The organism is Bacteroidales bacterium, assembly GCA_013141385.1.
Classification (GTDB): Bacteria; Bacteroidota; Bacteroidia; order Bacteroidales; family Tenuifilaceae; genus UBA8529.
Genome location: JABFRB010000001.1, coordinates 72,449 through 94,657, shown reverse-complemented (window position 1 = coordinate 94,657; position 22,209 = coordinate 72,449). Strand labels below are relative to the sequence as shown.

General features: G+C 34.2%; 15 protein-coding genes and 1 tRNA gene. 5 read left to right on the top strand and 11 right to left on the bottom strand.

From position 1 onward, the window contains the following. Positions 1-85 precede the first annotated feature (85 nt). The 9 genes from HOO91_00350 to HOO91_00310 all read right to left on the bottom strand — a co-directional run bounded on the left by HOO91_00350 (position 86) and on the right by HOO91_00310 (position 13,338). Positions 86-919 (bottom strand): protein-glutamate O-methyltransferase CheR, encoded by an 834-nt coding sequence (locus tag HOO91_00350; protein ID NOU15994.1) that lies wholly within the window; start codon positions 917-919, stop codon positions 86-88. 129 nt (positions 920-1,048) lie between these two features. Further along, a complete protein-coding gene (locus tag HOO91_00345) occupies positions 1,049-1,612 on the bottom strand; it encodes a response regulator (protein ID NOU15993.1) in 564 nt (187 codons plus the stop codon). After that, positions 1,605-2,060, bottom strand: a complete 456-nt coding sequence (locus tag HOO91_00340; GenBank protein NOU15992.1) for a response regulator — start codon at positions 2,058-2,060, stop codon at positions 1,605-1,607. Before HOO91_00340 ends, HOO91_00345 begins: the two co-directional genes overlap by 8 nt. A 453-nt stretch (positions 2,061-2,513) precedes the next feature. Beyond that, positions 2,514-6,680, bottom strand: coding sequence for a PAS domain S-box protein (locus tag HOO91_00335; protein ID NOU15991.1), 4,167 nt, complete (start codon positions 6,678-6,680; stop codon positions 2,514-2,516). 57 nt (positions 6,681-6,737) lie between these two features. Further along, positions 6,738-8,480, bottom strand: coding sequence for a PAS domain S-box protein (locus tag HOO91_00330; protein NOU15990.1), 1,743 nt, complete (start codon positions 8,478-8,480; stop codon positions 6,738-6,740). A 12-nt stretch (positions 8,481-8,492) separates the two neighbouring features. Further along, positions 8,493-11,075 carry a PAS domain S-box protein gene (locus tag HOO91_00325; protein NOU15989.1) on the bottom strand — a complete coding sequence of 861 codons (2,583 nt, stop codon included), beginning with the start codon at positions 11,073-11,075 and terminating at the stop codon, positions 8,493-8,495. 650 nt (positions 11,076-11,725) lie between these two features. Next, a complete protein-coding gene (locus HOO91_00320; protein ID NOU15988.1) occupies positions 11,726-11,938 on the bottom strand; it encodes a hypothetical protein in 213 nt (70 codons plus the stop codon). A gap of 17 nt (positions 11,939-11,955) precedes the next feature. Then, positions 11,956-12,300, bottom strand: a complete 345-nt coding sequence (locus tag HOO91_00315; GenBank protein NOU15987.1) for a hypothetical protein — start codon at positions 12,298-12,300, stop codon at positions 11,956-11,958. Positions 12,301-13,071: 771 nt separating this feature from the next. After that, complete coding sequence (locus HOO91_00310; GenBank protein NOU15986.1) at positions 13,072-13,338, bottom strand: hypothetical protein; 267 nt, start codon at positions 13,336-13,338, stop codon at positions 13,072-13,074. A gap of 258 nt (positions 13,339-13,596) precedes the next feature. Between HOO91_00310 and HOO91_00305 the strand changes: the two genes are divergently transcribed. Further along, a complete protein-coding gene (locus tag HOO91_00305; GenBank protein ID NOU15985.1) occupies positions 13,597-13,992 on the top strand; it encodes a helix-turn-helix transcriptional regulator in 396 nt (131 codons plus the stop codon). A 490-nt stretch (positions 13,993-14,482) separates the two neighbouring features. Here HOO91_00305 and HOO91_00300 read toward each other — a convergent pair whose 3' ends face one another. Together HOO91_00300 and HOO91_00295 are read right to left on the bottom strand one after the other, a co-directional pair. Continuing rightward, the gene (locus tag HOO91_00300; GenBank protein NOU15984.1) at positions 14,483-17,302 is read right to left on the bottom strand and encodes a PAS domain-containing sensor histidine kinase; all 2,820 of its coding nucleotides are present in this window, start codon (positions 17,300-17,302) and stop codon (positions 14,483-14,485) included. A 443-nt stretch (positions 17,303-17,745) separates the two neighbouring features. Continuing rightward, positions 17,746-17,818 (bottom strand) — tRNA-Phe (locus HOO91_00295). Positions 17,819-18,051: 233 nt separating this feature from the next. Between HOO91_00295 and HOO91_00290 the strand changes: the two genes are divergently transcribed. The 4 genes from HOO91_00290 (at position 18,052) to HOO91_00275 (ending at position 21,980) form a co-directional block, all read left to right on the top strand. Further along, positions 18,052-19,272, top strand: a complete 1,221-nt coding sequence (locus HOO91_00290) for an insulinase family protein (protein ID NOU15983.1) — start codon at positions 18,052-18,054, stop codon at positions 19,270-19,272. Positions 19,273-19,275: 3 nt separating this feature from the next. Then, positions 19,276-19,920 carry a methyltransferase gene (locus HOO91_00285; protein ID NOU15982.1) on the top strand — a complete coding sequence of 215 codons (645 nt, stop codon included), beginning with the start codon at positions 19,276-19,278 and terminating at the stop codon, positions 19,918-19,920. Positions 19,921-20,069: 149 nt separating this feature from the next. After that, positions 20,070-20,960, top strand: coding sequence for a MerR family transcriptional regulator (locus HOO91_00280; GenBank protein ID NOU15981.1), 891 nt, complete (start codon positions 20,070-20,072; stop codon positions 20,958-20,960). A gap of 522 nt (positions 20,961-21,482) precedes the next feature. Next, entirely contained in the window at positions 21,483-21,980 is a 498-nt protein-coding gene (locus tag HOO91_00275; protein ID NOU15980.1) for an RNA polymerase sigma factor, read from the top strand. The last annotated feature ends 229 nt before the right edge of the window (positions 21,981-22,209 follow it).

The window sequence follows — 22,209 nt, the reverse complement described above, 5'->3', positions numbered from 1 at the left end:
TTAAAAAAGCAGGAAAATCGAGTATAAACCTTATCTATCAATGTAGCATTAATGAAAAACCTTTTTGAATTATCGTTCATTTATTTTACCCGTGTTCTATTCTTTTAAATATTCCCGATTGGGGGAATACCTCATGCCAATTTTCATTCATTAAGATATCCCTCTCGGCTTCGCCCACTATAATGTATCCTTCTTTTGCAAGAGAATTACCTATCTTTTTAAGAATTTGTTTACGATATTCGGGTTTGTAGTAGAATAAAAGATTAGCACAAACTACTATATCAAAGTCGCCAAAAATACTTGCAGCGGGACTGCTCAATTGCTCACTAAATAAATCAAAAACTGAAAAGTTGATATTTTCTTTAAGTGTAGGTTTTACACTATACATGTTATCATTCCTAATAAACCATTCTTTTACTCGTTTTAGATTCAGGTTATTTAATGCTTCCTCAGAGTATTCACCCTTCTGTGCTTGGTTTACTTGCTTTTCACTATGATCCGTAGCAAAAATGCGATAGTTAAACTTTTGGCAATCGCCATTTTTAAGTTCTTCCAAAAGTATTGTTAGGCTATATACTTCCTGTCCGGCAGCACATGCAGCAGACCATATTCTAATCTCCTTCCGTTTTGAATGTTTCATTTGTAAAATGATTGAAGGAAATAATACACGCTCTAAAACGGAAAATGTTAATGAGTTACGAAAAAATTCGCTATGGCTGATTTGAAGTGATTCGATAAAAACATTTGCTTCTTCATTGTTCTTTTCTAAATTAGAACAATACTCATCATAGGAATTGTAGCGAGTTTCAGTAATTCTTTTCTGAAGAGTTTTACTCAGAAATAAATCATCGTATTTTGAAACATCCATGCCATGCGATTGCAAGAGAAGTTGGGTAATATGCTTGTTTGTTTCTTTCATACTTGAGTTCTAATTTAACCTCATCCTAATTCTACTTTGACATATTCGAAAAAACACACGAAAAATCAAGTATAACCCTTATCTGTCAAAGTGGAACTAATTATTCCTTTTTCATTTTGGTTTCATTCCCTATTCCACAATTTTGTATTTTTCCTCTTTTCCCATTTGTTTTAAAAACTCGTTAATTTCTTTTTTGAGTTCAATCATTTTTAACTCACGTCCTACGGTTAAGTCATAAAATCGCTGTAGTTCTTCCATCTTTTTTTGAAGTGCCTCCTCGGCTTCCCGTCTTGTTTCTTTTTCTTTTGATTCATCGAGCGCACGTTTTATTGCCGATGGGAGTCTTGCTAGCCTATCCTTTAAAATGTAATCAACAGCCCCCTGCTTCATCAGCTCAATGGCTATTTCTTCGCCAATAGATCCTGAAATGCAGATAAAAGGGGTATTTGGACATATCTCATTGCACAATTTTAGCGCAGCAAAGCCATCAAAGCTATGCAAGTTAAAATCGGCTAAAATGATATCATACTTATTATTACGAAGGGATGATATAAATTCATCCTCCTTGGCAACATGAGTTATGTTTATGCTAATTCCAGCTCTGGTAAGATGTTCATGAATTATCTCGAAATCGAGTATTGAGTCTTCAAGAGACAAAATATTCAATGCTGATTTGGTTTCTGCTCTATCCATTTTGTTCACCTCCCTCAGGGGGCAACTCATTTATCATTGCCCAAAAAATTCCTAATTGTTTAACTGCTTCAAAAAAATCTTTAAAATCTACAGGTTTTACTACATAAGCATTAGCACCTAATTCATAGCATCGTTTCAAATCAAACTCTTCGCGAGAGGATGAAAGCATAACGATTGGAAGCATTTTAAAGGCAGGGTGACTCCTGATGGTTCTAAGTACTTCGATACCATCCATGCGAGGCATTTTAATATCCAGTAGGATTACGGCAGGATTACCCTTTTTTCGTAACTTAAATTTCCCCTCGCAGCTGAGATAATCTATAACTTCAACGCCATCGCTTACAGCTACAACACGATTTGCAAGATTATGTTCACCAAGAGCTTGAAGAGTTAATTCTACATCATTAGGATTGTCTTCAGCAAGTAGGATTGTTCTTAGATCTATCATAGGTTTATTATTAGTTATTAAAGAAATAAGTATTAACAATTAACTTAAACTTGTAATTAACAGACGGGTTAACCCGTCTGTTATCCGTCAGTAATCCGTCTATTACCCGTCAATTATACCCCCATATATTATTGCGTCATAGTATGATTAACATATCACTTAATCTAGCAACCTGAATTAATTAGAATAATTTATTCTAATTTAAGCATTCCCATAACACAAGTCAATACCGAGAATATTTATAATCAACTATCTAACTCAAGTTGCTAGTTGCTGAAATATTGTTATTTATCTTATGCTCATATTAATACAAATTCTCACCCCTTAAAATTAAGCTAAAAGCAAAATGAATTAAATACTGTAAATCAGCAACTAGCGATTTGCAACCGGTAGCTAGCAACTTAGGTTATCTAATCAATAAGTCCATTTTGTCAAATCCAATAAATCAGATCTCTAGTCTTTATTCTCAATATCCTCTTTTGGCAGCGTAAAGTAGAAACTTGCTCCTTTATCAAGCTCTGCTTCTGCCCATATGCGTCCGCCATGTCTAAGAATAATACGACGTACATTTGCAAGTCCAATTCCTGTCCCTTCAAATTCAACTGAAGTATGAAGGCGTTGGAATACTCCAAATAGCTTTTGCGCATAGTTCATATCTAATCCTACACCATTATCGCAAATACGGAATATAAACTCCTCCTTTTCTTCTGTGCAATTAATACTAATAATGGCCTTTTCTCTGGTTTTGGTGTATTTTACTGCATTATCAATTAAATTAACCCATACCAAACGCATTAAATTATAGTCGCCAGAAACTTCGGCAAGTGGAGATATTTCCCATTTTATTTTGCGTCCAGCAGTTGCCGGTTTGATTTGAGATTTAGCCTCATCAACTAGCTGGTTCATGTTTATTTTTGATTTTCTTATTTCTGCACGACCGGTTCTTGAGAAGCTCAGTAGATCATCAATTAAAGTTCCCATCATTCTTGCAGAGTTGTTTATTACATCCAAATAATGTAAATCTTTTTCAGGCAACCGATCTTTAACATTTTTTGCAAGGATATCCACAAACCCGCTAATGTGGCGTAAGGGTGCACGTAAATCATGTGAAACTGAGTAGCTAAATGCTTCCAACTCTTTATTTGCGGTTTCAAGCTGTTCAGTCCGCTGAATTACCCTCTGCTCTAATGTTTCATTGAGTTTTATAATTTCATCTTCGAAATGTTTACGCTCAGTTATATCAATTACGGCGGATTGGTATCCAATTTGGTTCCCATAATCATTCTTAACGGTTGTTGCTAGCCCATGAGCAAAAAAGGTTGATCCATCTTTTTTTCTTGCAGTAAAATCACCCTCCCACTGACCAATTTTATTCAATGATGAAATTATTTCTGATGCATTATTTTGATCATTAAAGAAACTTTGAATTGGTAAACCTAAAACTTCCTCTCTTTTTGAATAGCCCCATATACGAAGAAAAGTATCATTAATTTCCGTATAATTACCATTAATGTCAGCAATGCTATTGGCTACCAATGATGCATCAAAAACTAGGTTTTTAAACCGAAGAGCTTCTGTTTGTTTCTTACGTACCAAAGCCACACCAATAAAAGAACTTATACCCTCAAGAAATTGAACCAAATCTAAAGAGAGTTTATCCTTTCTTTTGTCGTTAAGTTGTAAGATTCCAAGGATTTCATTATTTGCACGAATTGGAATAAGTGCTACTGATTGGTACCCTGCATGAATACAACGATCACGTGGATGTAGCCTTGTATCTTTTGGTACTGGAATTTTTAAGGATGAAACGGTGTTATTTGTCCATGCGCTTCCACCTTGAGTAAAGTATGGGTTTTGGGGATCAGTTTTACCCAATACTACTAGCCCGCATGTACATTCTAAATTAATTTTACCATTTTCATCTCTACAAATACTTCCTTTAGCATCATGAGCAACTAGTGAGTTCTCACGAACTATAAAATCGTTGGGAAAACCTTCCTGAACAAAATAAGGGAAATCATCTCCGTTTTTCAGGCGAAAACCAATGGCCTCGAAATCTAGGCTTTGCTTTATTTCGACCAGAATACGTGGAATTATTTCCAATAAATCTTTAGGTTCATTAAGGATGGCAAGTATTTTGGAGGAGAGATTTAGCTGATTTTCAGATTGCCTTTTTTTTGTAATATCCTGAACAATAGCCAGAAAATATTGAGGACGCTCTTCCCGATCTCTGATAAGTGAAATAGCCACCTCTCCCCAAACAATTTGTCCATCTTTCCGAACATAACGCTTCTGAGCATGAAAAATTTCTATTTCATTTTTTATTAAAGATTCTATCCCGCTTATCGCAATTTGCGAATCTTCGTGGTGTGCTACATCAGTTATAGGTTTTCCAACTAATTCATCGGTTTGATATCCAAGAGAATGCGCATACGCATTATTGCAATGGATGAATCGTTTATCGAGCCCTACCATAATAATCCCTACAGGTGAGAGTTCAAAGGTTTGTCGGAATTTTGCCTCGGTTTCATGCAGAGTAAATTCGGCAAGCTTGCGCTGCGTGTTATCCATGATAGTCCCAATAAAACGATTTGGTTGGTGGGATTCATCATAAATAATCTTTCCTTTTACTTGACAGTACTTTAACTGTCCATTACCTGCAATTAGTTTGAATTCGTAAAATAGTGGTTCGCCGGTTTGAATTGAGAGTTCGAAAGACTTACGATATTGTTCAAAATCATCAGTATGAATAAATTTACCATTCGTTTCGAAATTAGGAGTATAATTCTGTTTGGTTACCCCAAAAATTTCATAGGTCTCATCGGACCACCAGAACAAATTGTTTTTTAAATGCCAGTCCCAACTTCCAATCATGGCCAAATGTTGGGCATCATTTAATCTATCTAAGAGTTCCGATTTTACACGTTCGGATTCTCTTAGCGTTTCCTCAGCCTTAATCCGTTCTGTAATTTCAATGAAACTAACTAGAATTTCCGATAATTCGCCATTGTTGTTAAAAACAGGAAAGCCATTGACTGCTAGCCATACAATATCATCGGTTTTGGATCGAACAACACCAAGAATGAGATTTCCAACAGGTTTTTTGGTTATAATAATTCGGTTTACAGGGTACTCCTCAAGCGGGACTGGGGTATCATTATCGTAAATAAATCTCCAATGAGGATCAATAGCCAGTTTACCTCTCATCTGATCATCGCTTAACCCCAATAATTCTGAGGCTCTATGATTATTCATTATAATTGAGGTATCAGGAGCATGAACAACAATACCTGCTTCGAGATTTGTTAGTAGGCTGCGATATCTTTCCTCGCTCTCCCGCAAGGCTTCTTCTGCCCGTTTACGTTCGGTGATATCATAACCAAGCACAACAATTGAAGTAACATACCCATTGATATCAACAACTGGGGTGTAGTTTATTTGAACCCAATGCTTTCCTTCAGCAAAATTAAAAGTGTTTTCATAGGAAACCGATTTGCCTTGTTTAACCTCATTAATAGATTTTAAAGCAAATTGATAATTTGTTTCGCTAATAATATCTTTCACATGACTGCCTATAATTTTTTCTCGGGGAACCCCAAAGGATTGTGCATAGGTCTCATTTACGAATTCGTACTTTAGGGTATCCGCATTAACATAAGCCATAAAGCCAGGGATATTATCGGAAAGGCTCAAGAATCTATCATTGCTCTTTTTAAGAGCCTCGGAAACCTGTTTACGTTCGGTAATATCTTGAATTGTGGTAATAAAATATTGAGGGATATCATTATCATCTCGCTGTAAAACAGTACTTATATCAACCCAAACAACGTGCCCATTCTTATGGATATACCTCTTCTCCCATCGTATGGATGAGTATTTTCCTGATACTAGAGAATCAAGATATCCCTGATCTCTTTGTACATCATCGGCATGGGTTATCTCCTGCCATTTAAGTATAGATAGTTCAGTCTCAGAATAGCCTAGTATTTGGCGAAATGACTTATTTGTTTTAACGTTACCTCCTAATTCGGTAATTGACTTGCCTACGGTTGAATGATCGAAAATATTTCGAAAGTACTCCTCGCTGGTTCGCAAAGCCTCTTCTGCCTTTTTGCGTTCACTTATTTCGTTTAGTAATGCTTTATTTGCAACAATTAACTCTTGGGTTCTATCATTTACACGTTCTTCTATCTCGGTGTATGCCTTTTGTAATTCATGTTGAGTAAAAATCAGTTTATCCCTCTCCTTTTGTAACTCACTATTAACCAACCTTAACTGATTAGGACTAGGAATTAATAAGAGTTTGGGTAAAATTGGCCATACTGCAACTGCGGTAGCCAAAGAAATAATGGCACAAATAGAATCAACAGCAGCTTGCCACCAGTTTACAGACCGCCAAAGACCTACTACATGAACGATATGTGTTGTGCCACATGCTAGGATAAACAACCCGAACAGGAAAATCACCCAGGTGAATGGCATGTCCTTACGTTTTCTGACAAAAACAATAAGGAAAAATGGGATAGAAGCATAAGATATTGCAATTAAAGCATTTGCAAGTGCCATTACCATCATTAAAAAGGGTGTCATATTACCCGTAATAATTTCTCCAATCTCCATATTTATTTAATTATTAGCAATATGAATTAACTATTTGCTTTATATATTCAACATTTCTCAACTGTGAATTACATATTTCTCCATTCCACCAAGTTTCTTTAGTAGTTCGTTTATCTCCTTTTTAAGTTCAATCATCTTAAGTTCGCGACCCAAAAAATGACCATTTAAGAGTTCAAGTTCATTCGTTTTCTTCCTTAACGCCTCTTCTGCTTGTCTATTTTGGGTGATATCAAAGCAATATCCAATATAACCAATGAATTCCCCATTACTATTATAGTTAGGTGTACCCAAATCTCTTATCCACCTATATTCTCCACTTACATGGTGCAAGCGATGTTCCAAATCAAATGCTTCACGTTTATCGAACGATATAATATAGATTTTAAAATAGTGGTCGAAATCATCAGGATGAAGGTTTTCTGCCCAACCATTTCCTATTTCTTGCTCAATTGTACGACCTGTAAATTTTAGCCAGGGTTCATTAAAATAATTGCACAATTTATCAGTGCCCGATGTCCAAATCAGAGCCATTCCAGCATTAGCAAGGTTTTTATATTGTACCTCTTTTTCGTGAAGTATAGCATTGGAAAGTTTTCGTTCAGTAATATCCCTTGCAACTACCTGTATTACCTGCTTCCCCTTTAAATTTACGGGTATCGCAGTTACCTCTGCATAAAATGGTACTCCTTTAAGTGTTACTAATTTTTCTTCGATTGTTGGAGCCTCTATATTTTCATTTACTATTTTTGCAATTCTCTGCTCTACAATGTTTACATAATCGGGATGAACCAGATCAATTATTTTTCTCCCAATAAACTCATCTTTGCTAGAAGCTTCGAATAATTTTAAAGAAGCATTGTTTACGAATTGAATTATACCACCTACGTGAATTAGGATAGCATCATGAGAAAGTTCAATAAGTTTACGGTATTTTTCTTCGCTTTCTACCAATGCACACAGAACCCGATCGCGATCCGTGATTTGATGCATAATTTTAAAGAAAGAAAATACGAATAGCAGAATGAAGATAATTATTATCCCCTCAATAAATTTCACCAAACTCATGCTTCTTTTTTCAAACTTAGCCACATCCCTATCTGTTCGTTCGGAAATCATAGCAAAGACCTCATCTATAGGCTTCATAATTTGGACTTTCTTCTTGTGGTAAGCATCATCGTATAATATTCTTATTGCAAAGTCATGATTAGGTTCTTTCCTTACAGTAAAGTTTCCTGTGCCATCGTCATACAACCCTTTATTGGCGTTCATGGCAATTTCTTCAGTTTTCACCAATGAGTCGGAATATTTTTGAGCCTTAGTTAGCATCTCAAGCTCGGTATTTGTAAATCCCGTTTTAATCATCAATTCCCTTAGCGATATGGCTTCCCCGTCGGGACGAGGTTTCTGATCCATTTTTGTAACAAAATCCCAGTATATTCGGTTGTAATCTACTGGCCGAGGTTTTTTGCCATTACGAATATCCAGAACAGCATGATACTGACGTTCAAATTCTTCATTATCAGAGGCCACATAAGATCTCGCAAGACGTGTTAGATCATCGGAACTCTGACGTAACTCGTCTGCCAGCAAATAGGATTGAAAATGAATACGTTGACTTTTAATAAACTCTGACTGATTTATGTACATTAATGTAGTTAGTACTACTAATCCAATACACAAAAAGAATTGGATTCCCAAAAGGGTACGGAATAGTCTCTTTAGAGAACCTTTGAAAATTAATGGGAACTGACTTTCGCTTGCATTTCCGACCTTAAAAAGATTTTTTCCCTTGTTTATCATAAGGTTAGTATTTTAGCTATTGCTTTTTGCTAATGTGAAATAAAACGTGCTCCCCTTACCAAATTCACTCTCCACCCAAATTTCACCCCCATGCCTTTCAACAAATTCTTTGCACAGAGACAATCCCAATCCTGTTCCCATTTCATTTGTGGTTCCTTTGGTGGAATATGTCTGCATAATATTAAATAGTTTGTCCTTTATTTCTGATACTATTCCTATCCCGTTGTCAGCAACTGAAATAATTTGAGAACTATTGTATTTACCATCTTTACATTCAATTTCTAGATTACTTTGGTTAAACTCGCTAGTTTGTTTAATTGGTCGATTAACTGCTACATTAACAGTTCCTCCCCTATTGGTGAATTTAATGGCATTGGATATTAGGTTTCTAAGAATGGTTTTCAACATATCTACATCCGCAAAAGCAACAGCCTCATCGTACTCATCATAATTGATGGATATGTTTTTTGTACTGGCATTTGGCATAAGGATTTCGATAATATCTTTACAAATAGTGTTTAAATTCAATTCCTTAGGTTCAAAAGGAATTTTGCCCGATTTAGATCTAGCCCAAAGAAGAATATCCTCCATTAAAAAATAGGTATTTTGTGCCGAATTGTTAATAATTGCTATCTGTTTTTCAATTTTATCAATATCATATTCGTGAATATTTTCAGTTAAAAGATTTAAGTAGCCAAGTATTGTATTAAAGGGACTTTTTAAATCGTGCGCAAGTATTGACATAAAACGATCCTTATCGATATTTACCTTGATAAGCTCTTCGTTCTTGTTCTGTAACTCAGCCTCAAATAGTTTTTGATCGGATATATCGTGAAAAATAGTAGCAAATTTTCCTGACTCAGGTGAGTAAGCATTAACATGATAGTATTTGTTAAATTCGATGCTATAATTCTCAAAAGTGATAGGATTGCCAGTCAATGCAACTTTCCCATAAGTTTCAATCCAGTATGGTTCAGTATTTGGTAAAACCTCTAAGGTTGTTTTGCCTATTAAATCGGTTGCTTTAAGCCCTGTAAGTATTTCGAAAGCAGGGTTAATTTCAAGAAACCTGTAGTCACAAGGTTTTCCATTGGAATTCAAAATAATTTCGTGGAGGGCGAAACCAGAGGAAAGATTCTGAAAAAGTAATCGGTATCTTTTTTCACTCTCTTGCAATGCCATCTCTGCTTGCTTCCGTTCTGTAATATCAGTATGTGTGCCACTCATCCTTATAATTCGATGATTAGAATCCCACTCAACAACTTGTCCTTGATCAAGTATCCATTTATATTGTCCATCACTGGTTCGCATCCGATATTCGATCCTGTGCATTGGAGTTATACCTTTAATGTGTTCTTGTATTGATTCCAATGCCATAGCCCGATCATCAGGATGTACAAGATCAATCCACTGCATAACCGTAAATTCAACCTCATCAATTTTGTAACCAAGCATTTCAGCCCATTGCTCATTTCTCTTAATCTCATTAGTTATTAGATTCCAGTCCCAGAAACCAAGACGACTACCCTTTAAAACATATTGCAAGCGCTGTTCGCTCTCCTTAAGAACTTCTTCCACCTGCTTTCGGTCGCTGATATCTCGGGTAACGCTTATAATATGAGGGATTCCTTTGAGAGTTATAGCTTTTGCCGACATTAATCCGGTAATTATTATTCCATCCTTTCGCTGAAATAATAATTCATAGTTTTCATAAACCCCACTTTTCATAATCATTCTGACAAGCTCTTGCCTATCTGCAGGGTTTTTCCAAAAATTGATATCAAGTGTCGTTTTTCCTGAAATATCATCTTTCGAATAACCAAAAATTTTAGTAAAATTTTCGTTACAATCAACGAACATCCCATCGTTCAAGCGGGTAATTAATGCAGCATCAGGGCTTGTACTAAAAATTTGTTCAAAATGGGTTTTCGCTTCAGAAATATCTAAATTTAATCTATGGTTTATCATAATAATAAAACCGAATGTCCAGAGAAGGCCTAGAAATAAAGCATCAAAATATTGGGTTAGGTTAAAAAAAGTTGGCGCAAACATATTACTCTCGAATGGATCCAGAACCAGAATAATAGTTCGATAGCTAAAAATACTCCCATGTATAGAGAAAAGTATTATACTGAAATTGGCAGTTGAAGCAATATAGGAGGTCTTATTATTGAAAATAGTTATTGCAGTTAAAAATGCTATTGCCGATAGAAAAACATTCAAAAGCAAGGTACGTAGGTATATATCATCTTTAATGAATAAAAAAGAAAGATGAAGCACTACAAAAGAGCTAAAGAATGAAAGAATGAATTTTAGATTTATCTTCTTTTCAAAAAATTGTAAAACCCCAATATATATAAAAACCGTTCCTAATAGGATTATTATATTTTGAAAAGCGATTGCTAATTGAAGTAGTGAAGGAATACCTCTTAGTAGGATTATCCCAAAACCTATAAATTCAGCAACACTCCACATAAGCCACCAACCTGGACCCTTTATAAACTTATTAGTTATAAACTGGTAATAAAAAACTAACACCTGCATCAAATGAGAAATTCCTGTTATCAGAATAAGTGTTCGAATATCAATATTCATAATTTGTACTAATTAAAAACCTCAATAACTGTTCTAGCCTTTATCAGTATTGTTACTTGCCAATAAACTACGTGATATTTTTAATTAACCAATGAGACATCATAAATACAAAGATTTAGTATGCCTGTTAACGAATCCTAACGGGCTCAGCAAAGCCAAATAGACCATGTATAATCATTTTCGATTGCTATAATATTTACTCCGCAGGCTTTTCCCTGTAATCAAAATAGAACCTAATAAAAAATGTAAATTACTTAAAAGACAAACGAAACAGGCATGCTTAGCAATGATTTACATCATCATTGCAGCGGATATTGAACACTCTATTATATAATTAGAATGGGGTAAGGGAAATGCATAATTGGCATAAACAAATAGTTTTTATGAAGAAAAAGAGTGAAGTTTGATAAGATTTACTTTAATGATTTAGAGGAATAATACAGGCATAATCTCTCTAATGTACTTGCATTATTTAGAACAAATATTAATGATCTATATAATGTTATTGTTAATCATTAACGCTTCCTGTTCTGATGAATCTTGAAGAGTTATAAAATTAGTTAAACTAGTAGAACTCATAAGTTCTACTAGTAATTTAAAAATCCTAAGTCAAAAACTTTAAACTGTTTATCCAATTAAAGAGTTCTAAATTATTTTTCGGGGTTTAGCGTTTTTCTAGTTTGAATTAAAGCGTACTCCTGAAATGCTCTTTGGATCAGTATTGTTGTTAAGAGATTTGCATAAGCAATCGCTTTTGATCTCTTACCAGCGTTTTCATTAACATCTTTTACTTCATCAAGGGCAAGTATAAGGTCATCGAATTGCTGTGAGTTAAACTCTAGTCTAATTTCATCTATTGGCATATATGCTTAAATTAAGGTTAATCGGTATAAGTGAACTGTAATATTTTCTCCCAAGTACGATAGTACCCCGCTAGTGAATTCCTATCAGGTTGACCAGTAGTAATCGTTTTATATGATTCGATTATACGCCAAACTGTTTCATGGGTCTCAAAGTCAAAACCTCTTGCAATCTCTATATAAAGATACCTTCTGCTGATTGGGAAGTGGTTGATAGAGTTCCATGCATCAAGTACTGCCCGGTAACGATCTTCTTTACTTGGATTTCCACCTCGTTCCTTAAGGTGGTCAGAGATCACCGAAATTATATCATGCACTTTGTGCTTGATTTCAATAACCTCGCTTCTTGATAATCTTTTGTTCATAGCACACTTTTTTTGCTCTGTTGCTAAAAAAGACCAAAAAAACTTGACTTTTTTTCCCGAAAAAAAGTATTTTCGTGTTGCGAATCTGTGATTTATTTTTGCTTTTAGCTGAAAATCAATGGTTATCCTATTTTTTCAGGCAATGCTTTTTAATTATCATATACTTTATTATAGATTATTTTTGTAATGCATTGTTTTTCAATGTAAATCTGAAATTATATGCTTCATAGGCAAGTTCCATTATTAAGAAATTGAATCATAACCTATGAAAGCGTAAGCGATCTTTGACAATACGACAACGTTTGACACCGCAAATGGAATGCTAAGCAAGTACCCTGAAACGAGAAATATTTTGGTTTTACAGCTCCTGTTTTGATGTCAAAATTTTTCTTTTGGGTTTTTTTCGGCATCCAGATTCTTACTCCGTTCGGGCTGAACTCCTTAAATCCATCATCCTGCCAATGTTTTTTCCTTTTGGTAGGTTTAATGGCAACTCACAACATATCCATTTGAAATGTATGTTACCATTTAAAATTGCTTTTAAAACATAATTCTATGGTTGAGTAACGAGAGTAAAGTATTTTTAAAACGCTAAGCGTTTTTATACCCTTTTAGCAGGCATGCTGTTGTTTATCATCTTTAGGTTATTGAATGCTTCTCTCCACCCCGTCAAACAGTATATTCGGATAACTCTTAACAAAGACTCCTGTCTAAATTATTGCTTCCCAAATAGTTCACCGAGTCTTTTAAGCGTTTCTTGTAGAATAATACTTAGCCCATGTATCCAAAATAAGTTTGCGATTGCATTATCAAATAGGTAATTGCATGAAATCCCCACATAGGATAGGTATTCAAGTGTATTAGAATAAGTTGCAACTCGTACTGAACCTCTGGCAGCACATTTGTTTTGCGTGGCAAGATTATTCGTTGTCTGGGTTTGTCCTCTATAGTAAAATGGCTAGTAATTCTTTTCCATTCTACACGAAACTCTATGGACAACTCACCAAACTTTTTGGGGGTAAGACCAATATGACTCAAAATTGAGTCGTATTTTTCTGGTTCTGTTGTACTTTAACTCCATAGGCATCATGTCTATGGGGTACAAAGAGATGTAAAAGAACGCATTAATATTTTATTCAAATAATGTCTGTTGTGTTTAAGAAGTTTCTCCCTACTCATCAAATGCTGTTTTTTAGTTCTCAGCATAAAATTGTAATGCGAATATAAATAATTTGGTCATTAAGACCAAATAAATATGGTAATAATTTTGTTAATATTAATATTGTATTGATTATCATGATATCAGATAAAATAAAAGCGTTACAAAAGCAAAATAAAGTTAGCCAAAATGACTTAGCTAATTTTATTGGAATAACTAAGAATGGCTTGCAAATAGCACTTAAGAAGAATGAGTTTAAGGTTTCTACACTTAAAAAAATTGCCGATGTATTTAAAGTTTCTATAGGTTATTTCTTTGAAGACGAAATTTCTTCAGATGTTAAAATTGAGGAAAAGGAATATAGAAATTTCTCAGCTTTTAGTACACTAAACGAACCTAATTTACCTTTTAGTTACAAATTAGTTTCGTTAGAAGAAAAAAACAAGATGCTTGTGGAGATGCTAAAGGAGAAAGAAAAAATGATTGAGGAGAAGGAGAGATTGATTAAAATATTGATAGAGAGAATGCCCTAGCAAAAAGGATAAAGGTTAAAAAGCTGTTAGCGTTTTGTAACACTAAAACATTATACATGGAGTAAAATGAGTAAAGTACTCTGCGGGACACAAGATGGAAACAGACTTAAAATTCCTTTCTTGATCCAGTAAAAAAATAAGTAGCGTTTTACTCTGGGTTTTTCATTTTCCTTTCTAAGTATCTTATCATCAACGTTTAAATAAAATTTATTTAGTCAGCTAAATATTTATTTGTTGGGTTTATATATATTTTTCAAATCGTAATTTGTATGCCAACTAAACTAGATGCGGCAGCAAAATTATAGACCTAAACTTTATTATTTTTGACTACTTAATTTAACGTCAGTTCGATGTAAGGTGTCATCCCGAGCGAAACGAAGGATCTAATTATCTAAAGACTAGATGCTTCACTTCGTTCAGCATGACAAAGCAACAATCTAACACTATACTTAGGATCAATATGTTATGCTTACATCGAGCTCGCATTAATTTATAATGGAATACTAAAATTGAATTTTGAATATTTACCCATTTCGCTTTCCACCCAAATTATTCCACCATGTTTTTCTATAAATTCTTTGCAAAGTAATAGGCCTAATCCTGTTCCATACTCATTTGAGGTTCCTTTTGTTGATTGTACTTTTGAAATGTCAAATAGGGTATCTAATCTTTCTGGTGCTATACCAATCCCATTGTCGAAAACTGAAACTATTAGCTTTGAATTTGCTTGTTCTGCAAAAATATCAATTTTTCCACCGGGGTATGAGAATTTAATTGCGTTAGAAATTAAGTTTCGCAGAACAGTTTTTAGCATATCAATATCCGCCAAAACAATTAATTCATCTTTAGCTAAAGAATTGACTGTAAGATTTTTTACATCAACCGAAACCTTTAAATCCGATAAAACCTCATTACAAATAGCAGTAAAACATACATTTTGAGGGTGGTAGGGTATTTTGCCCGATTGCGATCTAGCCCACATTAGAATCGATTCTAGTAAATTAAATATTCGTTTTGCGGATGAGTTAATAATATCTAACTGGGTTTCGATTTTTTCAGCATCATAATCGCGATAATTTTCGATTAATAGATCTAAAAACCCTAGCATTGAATTGAATGGATTTTTTAAATCGTGAGCAAGGATAGATATAAAAAGGTCTTTATCAGCATTATTTTTTTTAAGAATAGATTCGTTTACTTTCAATTTCTCTTCGGCAAGCCTCCTCATTGTAAAATCAGCAAGTACACCGTAGGTGGAAATCAATTTTCCATTTTCAAAAATTGGAATCCATTGATCGCGTAAACATTTGTATGAGCCATCTTTACACAACCACCATTCTTCCTGAATATAATCACCTTCTAATTGATCCTCCTTTAATTTTATCTTGTAATTATCCCATTCAAAAATCTTTGTTTTTGTAATAACTTTTCGTAAGAAAGATGTTCTTCCTCCCATTTTCTGGATATCCTCCATTGAATAGCCTGTAATCTTTTCGAAGGCAGGGCTTAAATAGTTAAACTCTTTTGTTACAACATCTATGCTGTAAATCACATCCCTGATATTGGTAACTAAAAGTCTGTATTTTTCTTCGCTTTCCCTTAAATACTCTTCAATTTGTTTTTGTTTGGTAATATCGTAAGCTGAACCTCGTACACCAATTATTTTATTATTTGAATCAGTCACATACTTTGCATTAAAAACAATGTGAATCTCGTTACCTGTCTTGCCTATGTGAATAGTTTCAAAGCCTTTCACCATATTCCCTTGCAACAATCTCGAAAACTCATTTGAATCGATAGCGGCTCTTTCCGGGGTTTGAAAATCGGTAAACTTTTTACCAAGCATTTCTTCTACCTTATACCCAAATGTTTGCTCCCAAGCTGGATTAAGGTAGGTGTATCGACCCTCTTTATCGCATTGCCATATCAGATCTTGTGATGTTTCAACCAGATCGTGATAGAGACTCTGACTTTCACGTATTGCCTCCTGTCCTAGCTTACGCTGAGTAATGTCGCGTATTGTTCCAAACATAGCAATTGGTCGATTATTATCGTCATATTTAAGACCTCCTACTCCATGAACCCAGCATTCTGCCTTATCATTCTGCCGAATAATTTTGTACTCCTTATCAAAGTTGGATTTTTTGCCTACCACCTCATAAAGCAAGTAATTCCTCACAATTTCTTGCCACTCAGGATGTATAATTGATGTCCACCCCTCAACAGATCTGTCAAAATTGGAATCAATCCCAAAAATAGTATCAAGAATCTCTGAACTCTCCCATCTACCCGTGATTATATCCAAAGAGTATGTTCCAAGTTTTGCAATAATCTGTGTTTCCCTTAAAAATCTTTCACTCTCCTGTAGTTTATCTTCAGTAACCTTACGTTGGGTGATATCATGTACTGAGCCAACCAAATTAATGCAACGACCATTTTCATTGAAAACAGGGGTAACGCTTACTATACCAATTTTTTGTCCTTCCGGGTAATAGAATATCTCCTCCCAAATCACAATTCTCTTTTCCACATAAGCCTTGTCGAATAATTCTAGTATTCCCTTCAATGCAGATTCAGGAATTACCTCGTTTACTAATTTTCCAATAACCTGCTCCTGATTCAACATTGTAAATTTGCAGAACGATTGATTTATCGAAGTAAATCGGTACACACCTTTATCCTCTACCACCAAATGAAAAATTGCATCGCTAATGGTATCATAAATAGTGGAGAGGGTTTGTTTACTCTCAATCAGCTCTATCTCTACCTGCTTACGTTCGGTAATATCAACGGCGGTTAAAAGGCAATGCTCACCCTTTTTAGTAGTAACACCAGTAAGCAAAACATAGGTTGATATATCGCAATTTGCGATAATTTTTACCTCACAGTTCTCTTTTACTTTACTACTGAATACTCTATTCAGGAAAAGGTTGAAGTTTGCTTTTGTATCAGTTGAAACAAATAAGCCAAACTGGTTATTAATTAGCTGCGAGCGTACCTTTTTCAGCATGTCAGCGCCGCTAAGGTTTAGGTCAATGATTTTCCCATCTTTGGAAAGGGTGAAATAACCTGTTGGGGCAAAATCATACAATTCTAAATATTTACTTGTAGCAATTTCAGCCACATTTTTTGCAAGAGCCAGCTCGTCGTTCTGTATCTCCAGCTCAATCTGATGCACCTCAAACTCATGAATAAGTTTTAGCACATCGGCTTCTGAGGATGGTAGTATTATTTTGGAAGATTTGCCTTTTAGCTGCTCCACTGCTCTTTTGCGAAGTTGCTTTGAACCTGAATTGTTAATCTTTTTCATGCTATACAGGTTATTTAACCCTTACCGGGATGAGTTTTTACTCTTTTCGTCCATAAATTGTGCTTATAGCGATTAAGAATTTAGGCTCTTTGTGATAATAAGGTATAATAACCTTGCTTAACCGTTTAGTATTTCTATCAATATTATTTACCGAGCAAAAAATTAATCAAAGACAAAAGGCTTAATATGCGTGAAAGTAGGGATAATCAAAGAAAGGCGCTTCAAAAAATTGTTAAACAAATACGTTGTAATTTAATACAAATACTTATTGCAATCAAATATATTCTCAAGAATGTGAAAAAAGAATTTATTAACCTGCTGAATTTATGGAATATCTAATATACTAAATACCTATCTATATGATAGACCTTAATAACAACCATAGGAGATTGTAGCTAAATCATAAAAAAAACAAAACCCACCTGTTTAGGTGGGTTTTGGGGTGGTGCCACCAGGAATCGAACCGGGGACACAAGGATTTTCAGTCCTTTGCTCTACCAACTGAGCTATGGCACCATTGATAAATGCGGTGCAAATATATACGTTTTTTGTTTACCACAAAAAAAAATACAGCTTACTGAGTCATTTTTTTGCAACTTATTTATTTCGTTTCTAGTTATCAGGATATTATAAAACAAAAATAATGCAACCCACCCTCGTAACTTAATATCAAACCTGCTTCTATTTGACCAAAACCCTTGTACTTTCCCTTCTTTTCAATTAGGTTTGCGCTCTCAAATTGAATATTAATGGAGTTTGACGTTTATACCCTTCAGAATGGAATTCGGGTAATTCATAAATACAGCAACTCTCCAGTTGCCCATTGCTCCATTATGGTTAACGCAGGTACTCGTGATGAACTGAAAAATGAGTTTGGTATAGCTCATTTTATTGAACATGTAATTTTTAAGGGAACAAAGAAGCGAAAAGCTTACCATATTATGAGCCGACTTGAGGATGTTGGCGGTGAACTTAACGCTTACACAACCAAGGAGGAAACCGTAATTCATGCAACATTCCTGAATGATGATTTCGACCGAGCGGTTGAGCTAATTGCCGATATTACATTTCGCTCCACCTTCCCCGAAAAAGAGATAAAGAAGGAGAAAGAAATTGTACTTGATGAGATTAATTCATATAAAGACAACCCATCTGAGCTAATTTTCGATGACTTTGAGGAGCTCATTTACGATGGACACCCTTTCGGGTTAAACATTCTCGGTTTAAAAAAGGATATTAAGCGATTCTCTAGAGCTGATATTCAAAAATTTATTGATAGGAATTACAATACCGACCAAATTGTATTCTGTTCTATCGGAAATATATCATTTAATCGAGTGCAAAAATTAGCCGAAAGGCATTTAGGCTGGGTTGCTCCAAATAAACGTAAAATTCAACGAGTAAGGTTCGAAAATTATATTCCTCAAACAAAAACTGTCAAAAAATCCACATTCCAATCCCACTGCATTATTGGCAATGTTGCATACGACCTTCAAAATCCGAAACGAATTGGCATGCACCTGCTAAATAATATTCTCGGTGGTCCTGGATTGAATTCTCGATTAAATCTTGCTCTACGCGAAAAACATGGCTATGCTTACAATGTTGAATCGATGTATAACCCATACTCCGATACCGGTTTATTCTGTATTTACTTTGGAACGGATAAGGATAATCTCGAAAAATCGATATCATTGGTCAACAAAGAATTGGATAAAATTATGACGCAACGACTAGGTGTTTTACAACTTTATAAAGCAAAGCGTCAACTAATGGGACAACTTGCTATTGCATCGGATAGTAATGAAAATTTAATGCTATCCGTTGCTAAAAGCTACATGGTTTATAACACTGCCGATAATTTGGAAATAATATATTCGCAGATTGAAGCTCTTTCATCATCAGATTTAATGGAAATTGCCAATGAGGTACTTCACCCTAGTAAATTATCAACCCTAATATATAGGTAGATTATGTGTAAGATTGATAATGATTTTGAACTTTACCTTTCGCAGCATTCAACCCCCGAGGACGATGTTTTAGCGGAATTGGTTCGCTTTACAAATCTTACAACCTATAATCCTAGGATGTTAAGCGGTCATCAGCAAGGTTTATTCTTACAGATGATTTGCCAGATGTTAAAACCTCAGAACATACTTGAAATTGGCACATTTACTGGATATTCAGCAATTTGTATGGCACGAGGTGTAATGCCTAATGGTCAAATTGACACTATTGAAGCAAACGATGAGCTTGAAGAGGTCATAAATAAATTCACTAATCTTGCCGGCGTAAATCAGTATATTAATCTTCATCTGGGTAATGCCCTTACTATCATTCCTAAACTAAATAAAAAATATGAACTAGTTTTTATTGATGGGGATAAGCGAGAATACCCTGAATATTATAAAACAGTTTTTCCAAAGGTAGCTATTGGAGGCTATATCATAGCCGATAATGTTTTATGGAACGGTAAAGTTATTAACCCCGATTCAAATGATATTCATACAGATTCTATCCTGAAATTCAATCAATTAATTCAGGCGGACAATCGTGTAAAGAATGTTTTACTTCCTATGCGCGATGGTTTAATGTTAATTCAAAAAATAAAAGAATGAAAAATATTTTTTTTATTAAATATCCTGCATTATTATTGCAGGAAATAAACCTCTGTTAAAAAAAGTAGTCAAAAGAGGATATTTATATGATGTTGTTATAGTATTGAACAATTGTTGGTTAATTCTTGTTAATAATAAAAAACAGAAAGATGGGAAGTTACTCAATCAAACAACTCGAGTTAGTCTCTGGGATTAAAGCACATACAATACGTATGTGGGAAAAGAGATTTGGACTTTTTTCGCCCAAAAGAACTAATACTAACATTAGGAGATATAATGACTTGGATGTACAACTCATCCTTAATATCACCCTACTGAATAGAAACGGATACAAAATTAGTAAAATAGCGCGCAGATCTTCAGAAGAACTCTCGGAGCTAATACTTCAACTATCAACACAAACCGAATCTTCTGAAAAGAATAATATAGAACCGTTAATCCTATCCATGCTATCATTCAATCAATCTAATTTTAAAGATTATTTGGATAAGCATATAGATGAGCGTGGCTTAGAAAAAACATTTGAAGAAATAGCTATCCCATTTTTATACAGAATTGGAATACTTTGGCAAACCAGAACAATAAATTCTGCCCAGGAACACTTTGTTACAAATATTATTAAAAATACTATTATTGTACATTCAGAGTTGCTTAAAGAATCCAAAAGTAAAGCACCTCTTTTTCTTTATTTCCTTCCCGAAAGCGAATTCCATGAAATTGGACTTCTTTTCTATGCATATGTTGGAAAAAAATTGGGATTTAAAACTATGTATTTAGGCCAATCAACGCCTGTTGACTCGGTTATTCAAACTGCAAAAAAAATTAAACCCAAAGCAGTTTTCACATCAATGAGTACAAATCTGTCAAATATTAATCTTCAAGATTTTTATAAAAATCTTCAAAAGGAATCACCAAATTGCCAATTATTTGTTACAGGAAGTAAAGCAAACCAGGACAGAACCAACATTCCAAAGGAAGTCCATATTATCTCCGATTTTGAAACATTCAGTGAAATAACTAAAACGCTCAAGTTAAAATAACGTGAGTTCAATGCAAGAACATCTGATTGTTTCTTATTAAATATTTGATTCTCAAATAACCTTAATAGGGTTAAACAATCAAAATTTCATTTATTACGGTTTTCTACTAAAAATTAGGTTAACTAAAGAAAAAAATCTTACTCAATAGTTTAACCTTGATTGGAATTGATAGTTCGACAAAATCGACCTTACAATAATGTAATTGTATTTAGATCAATTATTTGCATACATTAATCAACCTTCATAATCCTTTTTATTATATCAAATTCAAGTTAAAATAAGTATCCTGTTGATTATCTTAACATTAAAAACAAAAACTTATTTAGAATTTATTTAGATTTAATTTATACAAAACCTCCAAACGTTCTGTATTATCTGGCTATATGGTAAATTATTATTTAGAATGATTTTAAGAAATGATGCAAATCACCGATGCTTATTTGGATTGCGTTCAAATGCATTTTAAATTTGCTTAAACATTTTATATTGATTTAGTCTAAATAATAATTAAAACATATAATCATGTCACAAGCAGAATTTAATACCGCACTAATCGTTCTCGAATCTAATCTTGAGCGATTCGCTTATAGTCTAACTTCAAATATTGAAGATGCTAGGGATCTATTACAGGAAACTTACCTAAAAGCTCTCACCTATCGCGATAAGTTTGAGGACGATACTAACATGAAAGCATGGACTTTCACTATAATGAAGAATACTTTCATTAATAATTATAGAAAAACCATTAAGCAAAATACAACTTTTGATTCAAGCGACAATCAATTTCTGATGAATAGCAGATCGGAAAATAATGGCCCTGAATCACAGTATTCGCATAATGAGATAAACAGAAAAATTGAGGATTTGGATGATGATTTTCGGATACCATTCCAAATGCATACTTCGGGGTATAAATACAAGGAGATTGCAGAAAATCTTAATCTAAAAATTGGAACGGTAAAAAGTAGGATATTTTTTTCGAGACAAAAACTTATGAATGCACTTAATGGGTATGAATAGATAACTGTTAAGTTTTGGTTTTGGTTTAGGTTTTGGGTTGAGAGGCCGTCCTTTTATGGATGGTTTCTTTTTTTATGGGGTATATATACCTATTTAAAATAACGTCAGTTCGATGTAAGATGTCATCCTGAGCGAAGCGAAGGATCTAATTATTTATAAAACAGATGGTTGCATTCAGCGAATCCTTCGGATTTCACTTCGTTCAGCATGACAAAGCAATAATCTATTT

What these genes read in the sequence shown, in the direction of transcription:
- HOO91_00345 (NOU15993.1), bottom strand. Translation starts at nt 1,612, where the DNA reads ATGGATAGAGCAGAAACCAAATCAGCATTGAATATTTTGTCTCTTGAA.
- HOO91_00280 (NOU15981.1), top strand. Translation starts at nt 20,070, where the DNA reads ATGGGAAGTTACTCAATCAAACAACTCGAGTTAGTCTCTGGGATTAAA.
- HOO91_00275 (NOU15980.1), top strand. Translation starts at nt 21,483, where the DNA reads ATGTCACAAGCAGAATTTAATACCGCACTAATCGTTCTCGAATCTAAT.
- HOO91_00350 (NOU15994.1), bottom strand. Translation starts at nt 919, where the DNA reads ATGAAAGAAACAAACAAGCATATTACCCAACTTCTCTTGCAATCGCAT.
- HOO91_00315 (NOU15987.1), bottom strand. Translation starts at nt 12,300, where the DNA reads ATGAACAAAAGATTATCAAGAAGCGAGGTTATTGAAATCAAGCACAAA.
- HOO91_00285 (NOU15982.1), top strand. Translation starts at nt 19,276, where the DNA reads ATGTGTAAGATTGATAATGATTTTGAACTTTACCTTTCGCAGCATTCA.
- HOO91_00330 (NOU15990.1), bottom strand. Translation starts at nt 8,480, where the DNA reads ATGATAAACAAGGGAAAAAATCTTTTTAAGGTCGGAAATGCAAGCGAA.
- HOO91_00300 (NOU15984.1), bottom strand. Translation starts at nt 17,302, where the DNA reads ATGAAAAAGATTAACAATTCAGGTTCAAAGCAACTTCGCAAAAGAGCA.
- HOO91_00340 (NOU15992.1), bottom strand. Translation starts at nt 2,060, where the DNA reads ATGATAGATCTAAGAACAATCCTACTTGCTGAAGACAATCCTAATGAT.
- HOO91_00325 (NOU15989.1), bottom strand. Translation starts at nt 11,075, where the DNA reads ATGAATATTGATATTCGAACACTTATTCTGATAACAGGAATTTCTCAT.
- HOO91_00320 (NOU15988.1), bottom strand. Translation starts at nt 11,938, where the DNA reads ATGCCAATAGATGAAATTAGACTAGAGTTTAACTCACAGCAATTCGAT.
- HOO91_00290 (NOU15983.1), top strand. Translation starts at nt 18,052, where the DNA reads ATGGAGTTTGACGTTTATACCCTTCAGAATGGAATTCGGGTAATTCAT.
- HOO91_00335 (NOU15991.1), bottom strand. Translation starts at nt 6,680, where the DNA reads ATGGAGATTGGAGAAATTATTACGGGTAATATGACACCCTTTTTAATG.
- HOO91_00305 (NOU15985.1), top strand. Translation starts at nt 13,597, where the DNA reads ATGATATCAGATAAAATAAAAGCGTTACAAAAGCAAAATAAAGTTAGC.